The following is an 18,074-nucleotide window of genomic DNA, read 5'->3' as shown; positions in this document are numbered from 1 at the left end:
ATTCGCACCTGCGTTATTTCATCAGTCCGGCAGCGGTCAGAGCGCGGGTGATGACAGCGTTGATATCAAGCACGCGGCGGCCGGACGGCTCGCGCGCCTTGAAGCGGCGATCGCCCGTGGCGCGCGGCGACGCGGTGACGGCCTCCACCGGAACTTCTGCGGCGGTCTGGGCAGCGCCGGCCACCACCACGGACTTCGGCAACCCGGCGGTGAGGCCAAAGAACTGCGCGATATGCCACGACGAGGAGATTCCAGCCTCGATCAGGAACGCGCCTTCGAGGCCGTAGCGCTCTTCGTCGCTGCCGATCCCCAGCGGGGTCCCGTGAGCCATATGGGTGATGGTGAAGGATTCCACGATGCTCTCGCCGTCGGAGTTCCACCACACCTGACGCGGATAGCCATCGACCTCGGCTTCCGACATCGGCTGCTCCGGCAGGCCGTGGACGTTGACCCACTGCTTGACGATCTCGCCGGCATTGGCCGGATTGACGGTGCGATCGGCGCTGCCGTGCCACACCGAGATTTTCGGCCACGGGCCGCCATGGCTGGAGGCATTGCGCACGAGATCGCCGAGCTGCTGCGCCGGATGCGCGGGCGCGCGATACATGGCGGTGAGCGCATCCTGCATGCTGTTGGCGACGCCGTAGGGCAGACCGGCGATGATAGCGCCGGCGGCGAACACGTCGGGATAGGTCGCCAGCATCGCGGACGTCATCGCGCCGCCTGCCGACAGGCCGGTGATGTAAACTCTTTTGCTATCGAGACCGTGGGACTCGACCACGTGGCCGATCATCTGCCGGATCGACAAGGCCTCGCCACTGTCGCGCGTGGTATCTTCGGCGTTGAACCAGTTGAAGCAGCCATTGCCGTTGTTGGACGACTTCTGCTCGGGCATCAGCAGAGCGAAACCATAGCGCTCGGCCAGCGCCGACCAGCCGGTCCCGACATCGTAGCCGGCCGCTTTCTGGGTGCAGCCATGCAGCACCACGACCAGCGGCGGCCGGGCCTCCAGAGTATCAGGCAGATAGGCAAACATCCTGAGATCGCCGGGATTACTGCCAAACCCCGTGACTTCACTGATCGGGCTGTCGCCGGCCGGCCGCAGACCGCGCGCCAGGCCGTCGAGGCCATTGATTCCGGGCATTTTCGGGAGGCGGCGGAGGAATTCGATATTATCTGCGAGGGACACGGCAGCTCCTGGGTCGGGCTGGTCTATAACAGGGCTGTGCGAATATAGTTGCTGCACTGCAAAATAAAATGCCGACGCAATGAACGATCCGTGACGCAGGTATGCAGGTACGGAATGTTGGGCGGCATTCCTCCTGCCCTGTCAGATCAATCCCGTCACATGCAGCAGGGCGCCGACCGCCGCACAGGCGGCAAGCGTCTGCAGCATGCCGACCTTGAAGCGGAACACGGCCAGCAGCGCCGCCGCCGAGAGCGCCACCGCCCAACCATTGACGCTGCCCGGCACCGGCGCATCGAAGCCGACGCCGCCGAACAGCTGCAGCGGCCTGACCTCGCGGAACATGGTGTGGATGGCGAACCACACGGCGAGATTGAGAATGATACCAACCACCGCCGCGGTGATCGCCGCCAGCGCCGCGCTCAGCGCCTTGTTGCCGCGCAGCGTTTCGACAAACGGCGCGCCGAGAAAGATCCACAGGAAACACGGCGTGAAGGTCACCCAGGTGGCGAGCAGGCCGCCAAGCGTGCCCGCCAGCAGCGGCGACAGGGTGCCGGGCGCGCGGAAGGCGGCCATGAAGCCGACGAACTGCAACACCATGATCAGAGGCCCCGGCGTGGTTTCGGCCATGCCGAGGCCATCGAGCATTTCGCCGGGCTTCAACCAGGCGTAGTGCTCCACCGCCTGCTGCGCCACATAGGCCAGCACCGCATAGGCGCCGCCGAACGTCACCATGGCCATCTTGGAAAAGAACACCGCGATCTGGCTGAACACATTGTCCGCGCCGAGCGTCAGCAGCAGGAGCGCCACCGGCGTCAGCCACAACAGCAGCCAGATGGACCCCGCCAGCAGCGACTGACGCATGCTTGGCCGCGCATGGGCCGGCATCTCTTCGCCGAGCAGGCTGTCGCCATCGCCGTTGCCGGCCGCACCGTGGCCGCTGCCGCCGTTGAACGCCGGGCGCCCCGCCTTGCCGCCGAGATAGCCGATCAGGCCGGCGCCGAACACGATGGCGGGAAACGGCACGTCGAGAAAGAAGATGGCGAGAAACGCGATTGCCGCCAGCGCGCGCATCGTATTGTTCTTCAGCGCGCGGCTGCCGACCCGCACCACCGCCTGCAGCACGATGGCCAGCACCGCCGCCTTCAGCCCGAAGAACAGCGCCGCGACGATGCCGACATTGCCGAATGCCGCGTAAATCCAGCTCAGCGCCATGATGCAGATGGCGCCGGGCAGGATGAACAATCCGCCGGCCATCAGGCCGCCGGCCGTGCGATGCATCAGCCAGCCGATATAGGTGGCGAGTTGCTGTGCCTCCGGCCCCGGCAGCAGCATGCAGTAGTTCAGCGCGTGCAGGAATCGGCCCTCCGAGACCCAGCGCTTCTCGTCCACCAGGATGCGGTGCATCACCGCGATCTGCCCCGCCGGCCCGCCGAACGACAACAGCGCGATGCGCAGCCAGACCTTGAATGCCTCCGCGAAGGTGACGCCATGGCTGGCAGACTTTGAAACAACAACGTCAGGGGCGTTCGGCGGCGATGACATGGCGCGTCCTTGCATGGAAGCGGACGCGATACTTGGGCGACGGACGCCGCCTGAGGGGCGATCGCTTTTCCCCGTGAAACGGTATCGGCAGGGATCGCCGGCCTGTCAAGTTGCGGACGCAAGGGGATGACGCGCGGGGCGAATGGTCTTCGGGGTGAGAAGCCCTGATGCGACCTGCCCCGCGCATGTTCCCGAGATCGAAGGAGGCTCCGGCTCGACAGCCACATCAGGACCGGAGGACTCCGCCTTCTTTTCTAGAATGCGGCGCCGTTGATAGATGAAGATGATTAAAGTTCTATGCCGGCGCGGCGCGCCGCATGCGCAGCAGCAGCCAGACACAAATTGTCAACGACGCAGCGCATGCGCCGAAGCACGCAAGCAGCGCGCCCCTTGGCGCTCCTGCCGTCTGGATGGCGAGGTACAGTCCGCCGATCGCCGCCACGCCGGCGGCATTGGCGATCTGCGCCGTGGTACCATAGACGCCGGCGCCGGCCCCCGCGCTGCGCGCCGGCACGGTCGACAGCACCGCGCCGGAGAGCGGCGCCATCACCATGCCCTGGCCATAACCAAACACCACCAGCGGCAAGGCCAGCAGCCACGGCCGCGGCACGGACACCGCCGTCACCAACGTCGCAAGCGCAGCAAGCCCGATCAGCTGCACCGCGCAGCCCTCGATCAGCACCAGCCGGCCGCGATGCCGGGAACGGACGCCGCTGTGGCGGGAGGCAATGACGAAGGCCACCGCCAATGGCACGTAGACCAGCCCGGCACCCAGCGGCGCGATGTGCAGCGCGTTCTGCATGAACAGCGTCAGCACCAGATAGAACGAGATATTGGCGAAGAAAAACCGAAAACCGCGCCGAGCCCGCGGATGAAGGCGGCATCGTCGAGCAATGCGAGATCGACCAGCGGCATGCCGCCGGTCGCAGCGACGCGGCGCTCCAGCCGCACGAAGCCGGCGATCACCGCCACGCCCAGCCCCATCGCCAGCCAGACCACAGGCGACCAGCCGAGTTCGTGGCCGAACAGCAGCGACCCGATCAGACACAGCATCCCGACGAACAGAGCCAGCGCGCCGGGAATGTCCAGCCGCGTGCCGGCGCGGCGCGGCGCCGTGGGCATCAGCACCGCCGCGGCGACAACGATCAGCGCGCCCATGGGCACGTTGACGAAGAACACGGCACGCCAGCCAAGCCCGGCGAGGTCCAACGTCACCAGCACGCCGCCAAGAATAAAGCCGGCAGCGCCGGCCAACCCGAGCACCACGCCGTAGATGGCGAAAGCGCGGCTGCGCGCTTCATCGGCGAACAGCACATGGATGGTGGCCAGCACCTGCGGCACCATCAGCGCCGCGGCGGCGCCCTGCGCCAGCCGGGCGGCGACCAGCTCCGGACCGGAGCGGGTCAGTCCGCACCATAGCGACGTCGCGCTGAAGCCGAGCACGCCCGCAATGAAAACCGACTTGGTGCCGTGAATGTCGCCGAGCCTGCCGCCGGTCACCACCAGCGTAGCATAGCCGATCAGATAGATGGCGATGACCGCCTCGACCTCGGCCGATGACGCCCGCAGCTCGGAAGCGATGGTCGGGATCGCCACGTTGAGGATGAAGGCATCGACCCCGAACATGAACTGGGCGGCGACCACAATCGCCAGCACCCACCAGCGGCGGGCGGTATCGGTCTTGTTGGCAACCGTCCGATCCATGACGCAATCCCGCGATGCTGGTCTTGCCTTCAGAATTGCATCTGGCGGTCATGGCGTCGATGACCTCTGAGGTCATCATTGGCGGATTTGTGGTCCGGCTGGGCCTTTCCCCACGGCATCTATTGGGGGCCTGAGAATCGCATGAGCCGGTAGCGCCACGGCCTCTCCACGTCGTTGCGAGGAGCGAAACGACGCGGCAATCCAGAAGGCCACAGCGGAAGGAAGACTGGATTGCTTCGTCGCAAGGGCTCCTCGCAATGACGGACGCTTGGTGCGCCGCGACGGCAGGCTGGTCAGATCAATTCAGCTTCACCACCTCGACCCGCCGATTCTTCGCCCGGCCGTCATCCGCATCGTTGGACGCCGCAGGCGCCAGCATGCCGACGCCGGCTGCGCGCAGGCGTTTGGCATCGGCGCGAAAACTGGCGGTGAGCGCGGCGACCACCGATTCGGCGCGGCGGCGCGACAGGTCAAGATTGTAGTCGTAGGCGCCCTGATTGTCGGTATGGCCGACGATCAGCACCGCCAGCTTCGGATCGGAGGCCAGCAAGCCGGCAATCTCCTGCAGCGTCGGTGCCGATTCCGGCTTCAGCTCGGCCTTGCCGGTATCGAAGAAGATGCCATAAAGCGCCACGCGGCCGGTCGAGCCGATCGTCTTGGCCATCTCGTCGGCCTTCACCACCACCATCTTCTGCTCGCGCGGTTTCGGTTCGACGACATGAACCACCGCCACGGTGCGTTCGTTGAACGCCTTGCAGTACAGGTCATTCTTGACCTGATAGGTCTGCACCGTGACGTAAGCCTCACCTCCCGTTTGCGGAATTTTGGCGGCGAAGAAGCGCTGGTCATCGATCTCAACCGCCAACGCGCAGGCGCCGTTGGAGAACGCCGCGTCCTTGAGCTGCGCCTCGGTGACCGCATACATCAGCAGGCTCATGTCGCCGCCTCCGCCGGCGCTGGAGCGGGTCGGATCGGCGCCGCAATCGTCGCCCTTGCACTGGTACAGCACCTCGCCGCCCGCGGCCTTCACGACATCCTGGTAGTTGCGCAGCACTTCCAGCGGCGAACGGTTGGCCGGCAGGATGTAGGCGATCCGGGTACGGGCGCCCTCGACCTCAAGTTCTTTCGCGGGCTTGAAGACCTGATTGTTCATTCGGTCGCGGGTGTCGCCGGCCTTTTCCAGCTTCGACAGCGGCACCTTGAAGTCGGTGAAGGCGAGGCGCTCATAGCTGACGATGAACGAACCGTCATACCGCTTCAGCAGCGGATTATCGCGCGCGTTGGCGATGTCCTTGTTCGGGATCGTCGCGTCGGCCTGCGCGGCCGTCACGCCGGCAAGCAACAAAAAACCGGTGATCAGAAGCCGTGTCAGCATTCTCGATACGCCTCCAGGAAGGAGGCCACCATGCCGGTTTTACCAGTCGCGACAAGGGCGAGATGCGCACTCGGCCCTTAGCCCCACGGCCCCTTCGCACGAGGCTCGCCGTTCCACGGGCCACGTGGCGCAGCACCGGTTGCGGCACGCGCAGACTGCCCGCCGAGCTGCCCCGCCAGCTGCTGCAGCGCTGCGATGCGGTTCTGCGTCGACGGATGGGTGGTGAACAGGTTGTCCATGCTGCGGCCCGACAGCGGGTTGATGATGAACATATGCGCGGTGGCCGGCGCGCGCTCCGCATCCTCGTTGGGAATCCGATGCGCGGCATTGTCGATCTTCGCCAGCGCCGAAGCCAGCCACATCGGGTTGCCGCAGATGCGCGCGCCCATGTCGTCGGCGGCGTATTCGCGGGTCCGGCTAATGGCCATCTGCACCAGCATGGCGGCGAGCGGCGCCAGGATCATCAGCGCCAGCTGGCCGATGATGCCCGGGCCGTTGTTACGGTTGCCGCCGAAGAACATGCCGAACTGCGCCACCATGGAGATCGCGCCGGCGATGGTCGCGGTGACGGTCATCAGCAGCGTGTCGTGGTGCTTCACATGGGCCAGCTCGTGCGCGATCACGCCAGCCAGTTCCTCGCGGCTCAGCTGCTGCATCAGCCCGGTGGTGACGGCCACGGCGGCGTTTTCGGGATTGCGGCCGGTGGCAAAGGCGTTGGGCTGCGGATTGTCCATGATGTAGACTTTTGGCATCGGCAGGTTGGCGCGGGCGGCGAGATCGGCCACCAGCCGAAACAGGTCCGGTGCATTGCGTGCGTCGACCGGCTGCGCGCCGTGCATCGACAGCACCATGCGATCGGAATTCCAGTAGGCAAACAGGTTCATGCCGGCCGCAACCAGCAGGGCCAGCGTTGCGCCGGACGCGCCGCCGATCAGATAGCCGACGCCCATGAACAGGGCGGTCATGCCAGCGAGCAGCATCGCGGTTTTGAAGTAGCTCATCGGTCCTCCTGCCCGCGAAATCGCGCCGGGATTGGCGCTGCGGTGCCTCCTTGAGATGGTGATGGCGCAGGCAGCGGCGCAAGACGTCGCTCTGCGGCAGCGCGTCGCGGCCATGCCGGGGAACGCATTGAAAGCCGGGGGTGGCTGGCCTAGGCTCGCGGCAAGCAAAAAACAACAATGAGGAAATGCCGTATGGCGCGCGTCAAGTTTGGAGCCTTTCTCGCTCCGCATCATCCGATCGGCGAACATCCGATGCTGCAATTCCGCCGGGATCTCGATCTGGCGGAGCAGCTGGATGCACTCGGCTACGACGAGTTCTGGTGCGGCGAGCACCATTCCTCCGGCTGGGAGATGATCGCCTCGCCCGAGATGTTTCTGGCCGCAGCCGGCGAGCGCACCAAGCGCATCATGCTCGGCACCGGCGTGGTGTCGCTGCCCTATCACCACCCCTACAATGTGGCACAGCGCATGGTGCAGCTCGACCACATGACCGGCGGCCGTGCCATCTTCGGCTCCGGCCCGGGCGCACTGGCCTCCGACGCCCATACGCTGGGTATCGATCCCATGACCCAGCGCGACCGCCAGGACGAAGCCATCGCGATCATTCGCCGGCTGTTCAATGGCGAGCGCGTCACCGCGAAGAGCGACTGGTTCACCATGAACGATGCGGCGCTGCAGATCCTGCCGCTGCAGGAGGAGATGCCGTTCGTGGTGGCGTCGCAGATCTCGCCCTCGGGCATGACGCTGGCCGGCAAATACGGCATCGGCATCATCTCGCTGGGGTCGATGTCGACGCAGGGACTGATGGCGCTGCCGACGCAATGGGGTTTTGCGGAAGACGCCGCGAAGAAGCACGGCACCACGGTGGACCGCGCCAACTGGCGCGTGCTGCTGAGCTGGCACATCGCCGAGACGCGTGAGCAGGCGGAACGCGAGGCCGGCCCCGGCCTGATGCGCTGGCACAACGAATACAACGTCAAGACCCTGCAGCGTCCGGGCCTGCAGCCGTTCACGTCGCCGGAGGACGCTATCGAGAAGACCGCCGGCGGCGAGAGTGCGGCCTCCACCATCGGCACCCCCGACGATCTGGTCAGGACCATCAAGAACCTGATGGCCGTGTCGGGAGGCGTCGGCACCATCATCGGCTTCGTACACGACTGGGCCAACCCGGAAAACACGCGGCGCAGCTGGGACATGGTGGCGCGCTACGTGGTGCCGGAGATCAACGGGCATATCGCGGCCTTGCGCAGGTCGCAGACCTTCGTGATCGAGAACCGCGCCATTTTCGAGCGTGCGGGTCAGGCCGTGATGGCCAAGATCATGGAGAACGACAAGGCCGCGGCGGCGCTGTCGCACACCGGCCCCGGCCGCGTCGCCATCCCCTTGGTCAACGCGCCGGACCTGCAGCAGACGAAAGCGTAGCGCACGGCAATACCGCCGTCCCTGCCGGCGAGGTTACAGCGCCCCGCGCTTCCCGCTTGCAGGGAATCGCGGGGCGGGACAATTTCGACGCAGCGCAACGGTCGACAGCTGGCCGGCGCCCCGGAGGCAACAGATGGGCAAGGACCTCGATCCTCTGATCCTCGATCTCCTGGAATGGATCGCGCGCGAGCCGCGTTCCTATGCCGATGTGCTCGACGCCTGGCGGACGTCTTGTCCGCGCCTCACGGTGTGGGAAGACTGCGTCGACCGCGGCTATGCCACGCGCGAACATCATGCGGGCCGCGAGGTGATGGTCGGACTGACGCAGGAAGGGCGCGACTTCCTGTGCGCGCACGGGCGGATGGCGCGCGACCTGCACGCCGGCGACGTTGCCGCAACTGCGGCGGCGCGGGTCCATACCGTCACGACATAACCCAATACCTGTAAGTGGTAGCAGGTGCGGCGCGGTCAATTCCCGTCGTGCCGCCCAAGAATTACGCTTAAGGAAGTTCTAATTCCGACCTGCGTAGTCTGCACCCCATTGATGGTCCGGCATCCAGTCCGCCGCATTTTTCGGGGTCTTCATTGTGAAATTGCTCAACAACCTGCCGATCTCCGCCAAGCTCGGCATTCTCGTCGGCGTCACCCTGCTCGGCCTGTGCGCCGCCGGCTTTCAGGCAACGCGCCTGGTCAGCCAGGAGATGATTGCGGCGCGGATGGACCAGATTCACGCCATCGTCGACACCGCGCGCAACCTGGCGATCGGATTGCAGAAGCAGGTCGAGGCCGGCGAAATGACCAAGGACGCCGCGATCAAGGAATTTTCCCGACGCGCCCGCACCATGACCTACGACAACGGCAGCGGCTATATCTTCGCCTACGACATGGACGGCGTCACCATCGCCGCGCCCGACCCGAAGGCCATCGGCAGCAACCGGCTCGACGTCAAGACCAACGGCCGCGCGCTGTCGCGCGAGTTGCGCGACGGCGTCGCCGCCAAAGGCGACGTCACGCTGTACTACGAATACATGAAGCCCGGCGAAAAGGAGCCGATCCGCAAGGTGTCCTATGCGGTGGCGATTCCCGGCTGGAACATGTTTGCCGGCACCGGCACCTATATCGACGACCTCGACGCGAAGCTGAAGCCGATCATCTGGTCGCTGGCGCTGGCGCTGTTCGGCATTGCCGCGGTCGCCGGGCTGATCGCCTGGTTCGTCGCCCGCAGCATCACCGGGCCGCTCGGCCTGCTCGGTGCACGCATGAAGAACCTCGCTGCCGGCAAGATCGAAGCCGACATCCCCGGGGCCGGCCGCCGCGACGAGATCGGCGCCATGGCTGCAACGGTGCAGGTGTTCAAGGACAGCGCCATCCGGATGCGCAGCCTCGAACAGGAGGAAGCGGCCATGCAGACGCGCGTCGCCGCCGAACGGCGCGCCGCCATGATCGGCCTGGCCGACGGCTTCGAACGCAGCGTCACCGGCGTGGTGAAGTCGGTGGCAAATTCCGCGGCCGGCATGCAGGCCACGGCCACGTCCATGACGGCCACCGCCGGCGAGACCAGCGACCGCGTCTCCACCGTGAGCGCCGCGTCGGACAAGGCACTGGGCAATGTGCAGACCGTGGCCGCCGCCGCGGAAGAACTCGCGGCCTCGGTGCAGGAAATCTCCCGTCAGGTGGCGCAGTCCACCGAAATCGCGCGGCAGGCGGTGAGCGAAGCGGGCCGCACCAACTCCACAGTGCAACTGCTGTCCGGCGCCGCCGAAAAGATCGGCGTGGTGGTGCAGCTCATTCACAATATCGCCGAACAGACCAACCTGCTGGCGCTGAACGCCACCATCGAGGCAGCGCGCGCCGGCGAGGCCGGTCGCGGCTTCGCCGTGGTGGCCTCCGAGGTCAAGGCGCTGGCGACCCAGACCGCCAAGGCCACCGAGGAAATCTCCGCGCAGGTCTCGAGCATGCAGTCGTCCACCGGTGACGCCGTTGCGGCGATCGCCAGCATTGCGTCCACCATCGAGAAGATGAGCGACATTTCGCTGGCGATCTCCTCGTCGGTCGAGCAGCAAGGCTCCGCCACCCGCGAGATCGCCCAAAACATCCAGGCCGCTTCCGCCGGGTCCAGCGAGATCGCCAGCCATATCGGCGGCGTCAACACCGCCGCCTCGGCGACCGGTCGGGCTGCCGGCGAGGTCCTAGCCGAGGCGCGCGAACTCGACGGACACGCCAGCATGCTGCAATCGGCGGTGGCAGACTTCCTGCGACAGGTCCGCGCGGCCTAGCAGTCTGCTGAAAAACTCCGGCGCCGGGCGTCAAAACCGTGAACAAAACGGAATCTAAAAGAGTCTGGAACGGAATCGAACTGCGGCGGAATTGAGTTTTTCAGCAGACTGCTAGAGTCTGATCCATCAAGTATGCCGCTCCGCAGAGCCGGGACCGTATCATGCGGTATCGTTTGTGGCGGTCCCGGATCTGCAGTGCACCACGCCTCCTGACGGAGGCGCATTGCACTGCGTCCGGGACACGATCTATGGAGATGGATCTAGCTCGAGAGTCCCGGGTGGCCGGCAGGCGCTGACGACCCGGCGAGCAGTGCCAGCTTCATCAGGCCGGCGGATGACGCAGCGGGCGGCACCTTGTCCGCAAGCAGCGGCGTGTCGAGGTATTGCCGGACGCCGGAGCGATCGATGACGAACAGTGGCCGGATCTGCCTGACATGGCTGTCCTCGACCATGGCCATGCGCCGGTTGTCGAGCAGCAGCCAGTTGCCATCCAGCCTGACGGCGGCGACCGCGTGGTCCTCATGGCGCCCGAGGTCGCGCAGAATCACGAGGCGCAGATCGTCGGCGGCGATGCCCGCCACGCGCAGCGCCACCAGCTTGGCGATGGCGTAGTCCTCGCAATCACCGGCGCCTTCGGCCAGCAGCGCCAGCGGCGAACGCCACACGTCGACGGCGCCATACAGCGCAAGATCGCTGGCGGGTCGGATCGCCAGGTTGATGGCGCGGTTGACCTCGCCGAGCCGGGCCCGGCCATCATGCGCCACGGCCTCATCGACGATCCCGAGCAGTCGCAGGGCGGCCGGCGAGCCGCACCGCGCGCGATCCTCCTGGCACAGGGTGATGGCCAGCAGCTCGGCCTCGATTTCCCGCTCCGCGCCCAGCCATTTGTCGCGCAACTCGCCGCCCTCAACCGGCGCGGAGGCAAGTCCGAACGGACCGGCGGCCGGTGCTGCAGCTTGGATCCCGTCCGGATGCATTGTATCGGCCACCGCAAAGGCCGGACCGCACAGGGCCAGACCGCAGGCCAGCAATCCGGCGCGCCATGACGGCGCCCATTTGAAACTCAACATCTGACGCCCCCTGTCCGGGCATCGGCGGGGGTGACAGCCCGCACGTGACCGGATCATTCGCGCCGATCATGGGCGGGGGATTTTCAACCGGCTTAAGGCGGCATGGTCGCAGGGGCGGACTTTGCCGTCGTGCTCAAAGCTGGATGGCGCAATTGAATACAAGTTTAGCAATCGGGAACCGGCGCCACACCTCACCACCACCGCCGGGCTCGCAAGCCGCATTAACCGCAACTAATGGTGCGCAAGCGTGCACTTTCGCATTGCACGCGCCGGTGGTATGCATCAGGTAAGTCTTTCCTCTTTCTTTACCTTTGCGCGGTGTCACCATTGAACTTCGCCGGGAAATTCGACTTTTCGCATTTTGATACGGTTGGGCTTTCGGGGGCGTCGGCAGAAGTGCCGGCGAATAGCGGCGGCCTTGACGGCGCGCAGCCCAGCATTGTCGTTCCCGACGCGCATCTGCTGTTTGCCGGCGACTACAAGCGCGCGGGACTCGACCTGGTGCTGTCGAAGGACGGCCACGACCACGTCGTGAACGACTATTTCAAGGGACACGTCCGCGCTGCGCTGTCATCACCGGACGGCGCGCGGCTGTCGGGCGCGCTGGTGGAATCGCTGACCGGCGAGGTCCAGGTCGCGCAGCTCGCCGGCGCCACGGCCGCGGCCACCGTCATCGGTCGCGTCACCAAGCTGACCGGCAGCGCCACCGCGATCCGCAACGGCGTCTCGATCCAGCTCAACATGGGCGACAACGTTAACAAGGGCGACGTGGTGCAGGCCGGCAGCGATTCCACGCTCGGCCTCACCTTCATCGACGGCACCGTATTCGGGTTGTCCTCGAACGCCCGCATGGTGCTGAACGAGATGGTCTACGATCCCAACGGATCGTCGAATTCCTCGCTGCTCAGCCTGGTGCAGGGCACCATTACCTTCGTTGCCGGCGAGACCGCCAAGCACGGCGACATGAGGGTCGACACGCCTGTGGCGACCATGGGCATCCGCGGCACGGCCGTGCTGGTGGAAATCGATTTCACCGTGCCGGGGACCGGCGGCGCCCCGCCGGTCAAATTCCAGGTGCTGGTGGAGCCCGGCGGCAAGACCGGCTCCTACGTGCTGTACAGCAAGTCCGATCCGAACGTGATCATCGGCACGGTCAACCAGGCCGGCCAGGTCACCAGCGTCACCGGCGACGGCACGCCATCGACCGCGCCGGCGCCGCTGTCGCCGGAAGTGCTGGCGATCATTCCGGAGATCTTCAAGCTGTATTTTCCGGGTTACACGCCGAACGCCAATCCGCAGAGCACCAACCCGAACAACGGATCGGCCCCAGCCAATCCGACGCCCGGCAGCACCAATCCCGATCCGATCAAATTCACGCCGACGCCGGACCTTCCGGTCAACGTCCCGACGACGATCCCCATTAATCTGCCCGGTGACACGCCGGGGACGCCGCCGATCAATGTCATCGTCACGCGCTTCAACACCGCGCCGACCATCGAGGTTGCGCCGCTCGAGATCTCGCTGACGGAGGGCAGGACCGGCTTCAGGCTGGCCGACCAGGTCACGATCAAAGATCCCGACATCGGCGACGGCGGATTCAACGACGTTGCCGTGCCCTATGTGGCCGGCACCGGAAAGGTGGTTTCCGCGGTCAGCCCCGCCAACGTTCCAGCGGGCCTCGATCTGGCAAAGCTGGTGACCATCGATCCGCTGACTGGCGCAGTCAGCTACGATCCGGCGGCGTTCCGGTTCCTTGGCGAAGGCCAGAAGCTGGTTTTCACCATCAGCTTCGACAGCCGCTCGGGACCGGACACCGTCCACGAGACCCTGACCTTCACCATCGACGGGGTCAACGATGCGCCGGTGATCACCGCGGCGTCGCTTTCGGTCACCAATGGCGGCACGGTCGTTGTGCAACTGTCCGACATCGGCATTGTCGATCCCGACAGCACCAGCTTCACCTTTTACGCGACAGCGACGCACGGCTCGTTCGAAATCCTGGTCGGCTCGAACTGGGTTACGCTGGCATCTGGCCAAGCGGTGACGTCGGCGGACATCGCCGCCGGCCATATCCGCTTTCATCATGACGGAAGCGGATTTGCGCCGGACATCAGCGTCATCGTCAGTGACGGAAGCGCCGTCAGCACGCCTTTTTCGGCTCACGTCGACTTCACGCCGGGGCAGCCGGACACGGTGTATCACCTGACCTCTTCGGAAGGCACCATCATCGATGTGTCTGGACACGGCGCGACCAACGGTTTCGTCCTCCCCGGCGCCGGTAATGTGACCACGCCTGGCACGCCGGAAGACCGCATCGTGCTCGGCTATCACATCGGGGAGACCCAAATCCGGTCGTCGTCAACGGATCGCCGCTGATGCACGACAACGGCTTTACGCCGCTTTCCCATTCAGAGGTTCATAATACAGACGGCTCGAATTCGGTCGTCACCAGCCTCGATGCCGGCCATGGCGTCACGCTGACCCAGACCATCACGCTGGGGGCCGACGCCAATTTCTTCACCACCACCATCGACATTTGCAACAACAGCGGCGCGACGATCGACAATGTCCGTTTCATGCGCAACTTCGATCCCGATCAGGATCAGAACCCGCAGGGGACCGGCACCTACAACACCTTCAACGACGTGATTCACAACTCGACTGACGTGGCCATCGTATCCGCCAAAGGCCCTTCCTCCGGGACTGAGGTCGCGCTGATCGGATTGAACGGCGCCTGGCACGCATCGTCATACGGCTTCACAAATACCGATCCATATGCGGCCCAGGCCTATGCTTCGCCGGTCGATCCGAATGGCGCCCTGGGCGACCGGGCGATCTCGCTCACCTATGATTTCGGCACCATCGCCGCAGGCGCCCACGCGACGGTGACCTACATCACCACCAACAACGTTGCCACCATCGGCAGCAACGCCCTGTACGGCACCGAGGGTGCGGACACCATCAACGGGCTGGGTGGCGACGACCTGCTCATCGGCCTTGGCGGCGCCGACACCTTCGTATTTTCAGCCAATTCCGGTCACGACACGATCTACGATTTTCAGAAGAATGTGGACCACATCAATCTGTCCGCCATCGTCAACACGACTGATGTCTGCGGGTGGATGTCCAGCCACGTCGCGGCGAGCGGAGCCGACACATTGATCACCCTGGATGCCGGCGACACCATCCTGCTGCACAACGTGGCCTATACGAGCCTGCATGCCAGCGACTTCATCGTTCAGTCCCATCCGGTCTGAACCACGGGCCCTCATCCCGCGACATTAACTGTTGCGGCTTGATATCCTGCACAAGACGCTTCGCTGATGGCATAGTGGCTGACGCAGAACGGATCGCGGAACCGGTTCGGGGCCGTCCTCCGACCGTTTCCCAAGGGTTTTGACGATGCAGCGCGGCCAGCTACGGTTGTCTCACTCTCCGAAGTCCGAGCTTGGCGACGCACTGCGCGCCTGCCGCGGCGCGTTCCTTGGCGTCGGGCTGATGAGTTGCATGATCAACCTTCTGTATCTCACCGGCTCGTTCTTCATGCTGGAAGTGTACGACCGCGTGCTGCCCAGCCGCAGCGTGCCGACCCTGGTCGGCCTCATTGTCCTCGCCGCCGGCCTGTACATCGCCCAGGGCGTGCTCGACCTGCTGCGCGGCCGTGTCCTGGTCCGGGTCGGCACGTCGCTCGACGAGGCCTTGAGCGCCCGCGTGTTCCAGACCGTGGTGCGCCTGCCGCTGATGGCCGGCGGCCGCAGCGAAGGCCTGCAGCCGCTGCGCGACCTCGACAATGTCCGCGCATTTCTCTCCGGAATGGGACCGAGCGCGCTGTTCGACCTGCCCTGGCTGCCGCTGTATCTGGCGATCTGCTTCGCCTTCCACCCGATGCTCGGCCTGACCGCGCTGGTCGGCGCGATCATCCTGGTGGCGTTGACCATCGCCACCGAAGCCATGACCCGGGCTCCGGCCCGTGAAGCCAATGCGCTGGCGGCGCGGCGCAGCGATCTCGCCGCCGCCGGCCGCCGCAATGCGGAAGTGATGGTGGCGATGGGCATGGCCGGCCGCCTAACCCGCCGCTGGGAGGAGTCGAACCAGAACTATCTCGCCGGCAACCAGCGCACCAGCGACGTCGCCGGCGGCCTGGGCGCGGTGGCCAAGGTGCTGCGCATGATGCTGCAATCGGCGGTGCTCGGCGTCGGCGCCTATCTGGTGATCCATCAGGAGGCGACCGCCGGCATCATCATCGCCGGCTCGATCCTGAGCGCCCGTGCGCTGGCCCCTGTGGACCTGGCGATCGCCAACTGGAAGGGCTTTGTCGCGGCGCGGCAGAGCTGGCACCGGCTCAACGGCCTGCTCGCCGCCGTGCCGGAACGCTCCACGGTGACGCAGTTGCAAAGCCCGACGCAGCGGCTGTCGGTGGAAAATCTTTCCGTGATGCCGCCGGGCGACCAGAAACTGGTGGTGCAGGACGCCAGCTTCGCCCTGCAGGCCGGCAACGGCCTCGGCATCATCGGTCCCTCCGGGTCCGGCAAGTCATCGCTGCTGCGGGCGCTGGTCGGGGTCTGGCAGCCGGTGCGCGGCAGCGTCCGGCTCGACGCCGCCGCCCTGGACCAGTGGACCTCCGACAGCCTCGGCCGCCACATCGGCTATCTGCCGCAGGATGTCGAACTGTTCGCCGGATCGGTGGCGCAGAACATCTGCCGTTTCGATCCCGACGCCTCGTCCGACAGCATCATCGCCGCCGCCAGGCAGGCCGGCGTGCACGATCTGATCGTCAGCATGCGCGACGGCTACGACACCCAGATCGGTGAACAGGGCAGCGTGCTGTCCGCCGGGCAGGCGCAGCGCGTGGCGCTGGCGCGGGCGCTGTATGGCGACCCGTTCCTGATCGTGCTCGACGAGCCGAATTCCAATCTCGACACCGAGGGTGACGAAGCCCTGACCCGAGCGGTCCGCAATGCCCGGGCCCGCGGCGCCATCGTCGTGGTGGTGGCGCACCGGCCGATCGGCATCGACGGCGTCGACCTGCTGCTGGTGCTCAAGGACGGCCGCGTCCAGGCCTTCGGGCCGAAAGACACGGTGCTGGCGCAGGTGCTGCAACGACCGGTGCCGCAGCCGATCAAGATCGTCGCCGACGGCGGGGTCAGCAAGCCATGACCGCCAAGTCAACCGGATCGCCAACCCGATCGCATCGCTCCATCCGCCTGCATCTGGTGATCGGGCTGGTGGTGGTGCTCGTCCTCGCCGGCGGCATCGGCGGCTGGGCCGCGACCGCGCAGATCTCCGGGGCGCTGATCGCGCCGGGCGCGGTGGTGGTCGATTCCAACGTCAAGAAGGTGCAGCATCCCACCGGCGGCGTGGTCGGCGAACTGCGCGCCCGCGACGGCGACGTGGTCAAGGCCGGCGACGTCGTGGTGCGGCTCGACGACACCGTCACCAAGGCCGGCCTCGCCATCGTCACCAAGAACCTCAACGGGCTGTGGGCACGCGCCGCCCGCCTTGAGGCCGAGCAGCGCGGCGCCGAGCGGATCAGCTTTCCTGCCGTCCTGCTCGAACAGATTGCCGACGACGACGTCAAGAACGTGATCGCCAGCGAGACCAAGCTGTTCAACGTCCGCTCCACCGGACGCATCGGCCAGAAGGCGCAGCTGCGCGAACGCATCGCCCAGCTCAACGAGGAAATCGGCGGCCTGACCGCGCAGGAAGCCGCCAAGACCAGCGAGATGGCGCTGGTCGAAAAGGAACTGATCGGTGTCCGCGGACTGTACAACCAGCAGCTGGTGCAGATCTCGCGGCTGACCGTGCTGGAGCGCGACGCGGCAAGGCTGGCCGGCGAGCGCGCCCAGTTCATGGCGGCGCGGGCCCAGGCCCGCGGCAAGATCACCGAGACCGAGTTGCAGATCATCCAGATCGACAAGGACCTGGTGTCCGAGGTCTCCAAGGACCTGCGCGAGACCAACGACAAGATCGGCGAGTTCGTCGAGCGCAAGGTCACCGCCGAGGACCAGTTGCGGCGCATAGACATCCGCGCGCCGCAGGACGGCATGGTGCTGCAATCCACCGTGCACACCGTCGGCGGCGTGATCACCGCCGGCGACGCCATCATGCTGATCGTGCCGCAGACCGACAGCCTCTCGGTGGAGGCCCGCGTCAATCCGCAGGATATCGACAAACTGGTGATCGGCCAGAAGACGCTGCTGCGTCTGTCGGCCTTCAACCAGCGCACCACGCCCGAGCTGAACGGCGTGGTGACGCGGGTGTCGCCGGACGTCACCACCGACCAGCGCACCGGACAGAGCTACTACACTATTCGCATTTCGATGCCGCCCGAGGAGATTGCGCGGCTCGGCGACGTCCGGCTGATTCCCGGCATGCCCGTGGAAGCCTTCGTGCAGACCGGCGACCGCACCATGCTGGCCTATCTGGTCAAGCCGCTGAGCGACCAGCTGATGCGCGCGTTCCGGGAAAAGTGACGCGAGCCGGCATGACATCGCC

Annotated in this window: 12 protein-coding genes and 2 pseudogenes; 8 read left to right on the top strand and 6 right to left on the bottom strand. The window is 65.9% G+C overall.

What is annotated here, in order from left to right; all coding sequences use genetic code 11:
* Positions 1 to 13: 13 nt before the first annotated feature.
* The 5 genes and pseudogenes from ONR75_RS02750 to htpX all read right to left on the bottom strand — a co-directional run bounded on the left by ONR75_RS02750 (position 14) and on the right by htpX (position 6,811).
* Positions 14 to 1,189 carry a PHB depolymerase family esterase gene (locus ONR75_RS02750; protein ID WP_265081273.1) on the bottom strand — a complete coding sequence of 392 codons (1,176 nt, stop codon included), beginning with the start codon at positions 1,187 to 1,189 and terminating at the stop codon, positions 14 to 16.
* Positions 1,190 to 1,330: 141 nt separating this feature from the next.
* Complete coding sequence (gene chrA / locus ONR75_RS02745) at positions 1,331 to 2,731, bottom strand: chromate efflux transporter (protein ID WP_265081272.1); 1,401 nt, start codon at positions 2,729 to 2,731, stop codon at positions 1,331 to 1,333.
* Between the two features lie 295 nt (positions 2,732 to 3,026).
* Positions 3,027 to 4,435, bottom strand: a pseudogene (locus ONR75_RS02740) (MFS transporter).
* A gap of 298 nt (positions 4,436 to 4,733) precedes the next feature.
* Positions 4,734 to 5,810, bottom strand: coding sequence for an OmpA family protein (locus ONR75_RS02735; protein ID WP_265081271.1), 1,077 nt, complete (start codon positions 5,808 to 5,810; stop codon positions 4,734 to 4,736).
* A 77-nt stretch (positions 5,811 to 5,887) separates the two neighbouring features.
* Positions 5,888 to 6,811, bottom strand: a complete 924-nt coding sequence (gene htpX, locus ONR75_RS02730) for a zinc metalloprotease HtpX (RefSeq protein WP_265081270.1) — start codon at positions 6,809 to 6,811, stop codon at positions 5,888 to 5,890.
* Between the two features lie 192 nt (positions 6,812 to 7,003).
* Between htpX and ONR75_RS02725 the strand changes: the two genes are divergently transcribed.
* From ONR75_RS02725 to ONR75_RS02715, 3 genes are all read left to right on the top strand, one after another.
* Positions 7,004 to 8,233, top strand: coding sequence for an LLM class flavin-dependent oxidoreductase (locus tag ONR75_RS02725; protein ID WP_265081269.1), 1,230 nt, complete (start codon positions 7,004 to 7,006; stop codon positions 8,231 to 8,233).
* Between the two features lie 133 nt (positions 8,234 to 8,366).
* Positions 8,367 to 8,666, top strand: coding sequence for a hypothetical protein (locus tag ONR75_RS02720; protein WP_320109686.1), 300 nt, complete (start codon positions 8,367 to 8,369; stop codon positions 8,664 to 8,666).
* A gap of 154 nt (positions 8,667 to 8,820) precedes the next feature.
* Positions 8,821 to 10,509, top strand: a complete 1,689-nt coding sequence (locus ONR75_RS02715; RefSeq protein ID WP_265081268.1) for a methyl-accepting chemotaxis protein — start codon at positions 8,821 to 8,823, stop codon at positions 10,507 to 10,509.
* Positions 10,510 to 10,769: 260 nt separating this feature from the next.
* On the opposite strand, the gene ONR75_RS02710 is transcribed toward ONR75_RS02715, so the two are convergent.
* Positions 10,770 to 11,579 (bottom strand): transglutaminase-like cysteine peptidase, encoded by an 810-nt coding sequence (locus tag ONR75_RS02710; RefSeq protein ID WP_265081267.1) that lies wholly within the window; start codon positions 11,577 to 11,579, stop codon positions 10,770 to 10,772.
* 327 nt (positions 11,580 to 11,906) lie between these two features.
* Here ONR75_RS02710 and ONR75_RS32685 point away from each other — a divergent pair.
* The 5 genes and pseudogenes from ONR75_RS32685 to ONR75_RS02690 all read left to right on the top strand — a co-directional run.
* Positions 11,907 to 12,866, top strand: a pseudogene (locus tag ONR75_RS32685) (FecR domain-containing protein); the annotation flags it as partial.
* Positions 12,867 to 13,190: 324 nt separating this feature from the next.
* On the top strand, positions 13,191 to 13,955 hold the full coding sequence (locus ONR75_RS32680) for a cadherin-like domain-containing protein (protein WP_413776484.1): 765 nt from the start codon (positions 13,191 to 13,193) through the stop codon (positions 13,953 to 13,955).
* Positions 13,955 to 14,836, top strand: coding sequence for a M10 family metallopeptidase C-terminal domain-containing protein (locus tag ONR75_RS02700; protein ID WP_265081265.1), 882 nt, complete (start codon positions 13,955 to 13,957; stop codon positions 14,834 to 14,836). Before ONR75_RS32680 ends, ONR75_RS02700 begins: the two co-directional genes overlap by 1 nt.
* Before the next feature lie 145 nt (positions 14,837 to 14,981).
* On the top strand, positions 14,982 to 16,736 hold the full coding sequence (locus ONR75_RS02695; protein WP_265081264.1) for a type I secretion system permease/ATPase: 1,755 nt from the start codon (positions 14,982 to 14,984) through the stop codon (positions 16,734 to 16,736).
* A complete protein-coding gene (locus ONR75_RS02690) occupies positions 16,733 to 18,052 on the top strand; it encodes an HlyD family type I secretion periplasmic adaptor subunit (RefSeq protein WP_265081263.1) in 1,320 nt (439 codons plus the stop codon). The genes ONR75_RS02695 and ONR75_RS02690 overlap by 4 nt, the downstream gene beginning before the upstream one ends.
* Positions 18,053 to 18,074 lie beyond the last annotated feature (22 nt).

The organism is Rhodopseudomonas sp. P2A-2r (assembly GCF_026015985.1).
GTDB lineage: Bacteria > Pseudomonadota > Alphaproteobacteria > Rhizobiales > Xanthobacteraceae > Tardiphaga.
The sequence above is the reverse complement of the archived record's forward strand: the minus strand, read 5'-3'. Positions and strand labels throughout refer to the sequence as shown.

Excerpts from the sequence above, each read along its gene's own strand:
- chrA (WP_265081272.1), bottom strand. The coding sequence starts at position 2,731 with ATGTCATCGCCGCCGAACGCCCCTGACGTTGTTGTTTCAAAGTCTGCC.
- ONR75_RS02735 (WP_265081271.1), bottom strand. The coding sequence starts at position 5,810 with ATGCTGACACGGCTTCTGATCACCGGTTTTTTGTTGCTTGCCGGCGTG.
- htpX (WP_265081270.1), bottom strand. The coding sequence starts at position 6,811 with ATGAGCTACTTCAAAACCGCGATGCTGCTCGCTGGCATGACCGCCCTG.
- ONR75_RS02725 (WP_265081269.1), top strand. The coding sequence starts at position 7,004 with ATGGCGCGCGTCAAGTTTGGAGCCTTTCTCGCTCCGCATCATCCGATC.
- ONR75_RS02720 (WP_320109686.1), top strand. The coding sequence starts at position 8,367 with ATGGGCAAGGACCTCGATCCTCTGATCCTCGATCTCCTGGAATGGATC.
- ONR75_RS02710 (WP_265081267.1), bottom strand. The coding sequence starts at position 11,579 with ATGTTGAGTTTCAAATGGGCGCCGTCATGGCGCGCCGGATTGCTGGCC.
- ONR75_RS02700 (WP_265081265.1), top strand. The coding sequence starts at position 13,955 with ATGCACGACAACGGCTTTACGCCGCTTTCCCATTCAGAGGTTCATAAT.
- ONR75_RS02695 (WP_265081264.1), top strand. The coding sequence starts at position 14,982 with ATGCAGCGCGGCCAGCTACGGTTGTCTCACTCTCCGAAGTCCGAGCTT.
- ONR75_RS02690 (WP_265081263.1), top strand. The coding sequence starts at position 16,733 with ATGACCGCCAAGTCAACCGGATCGCCAACCCGATCGCATCGCTCCATC.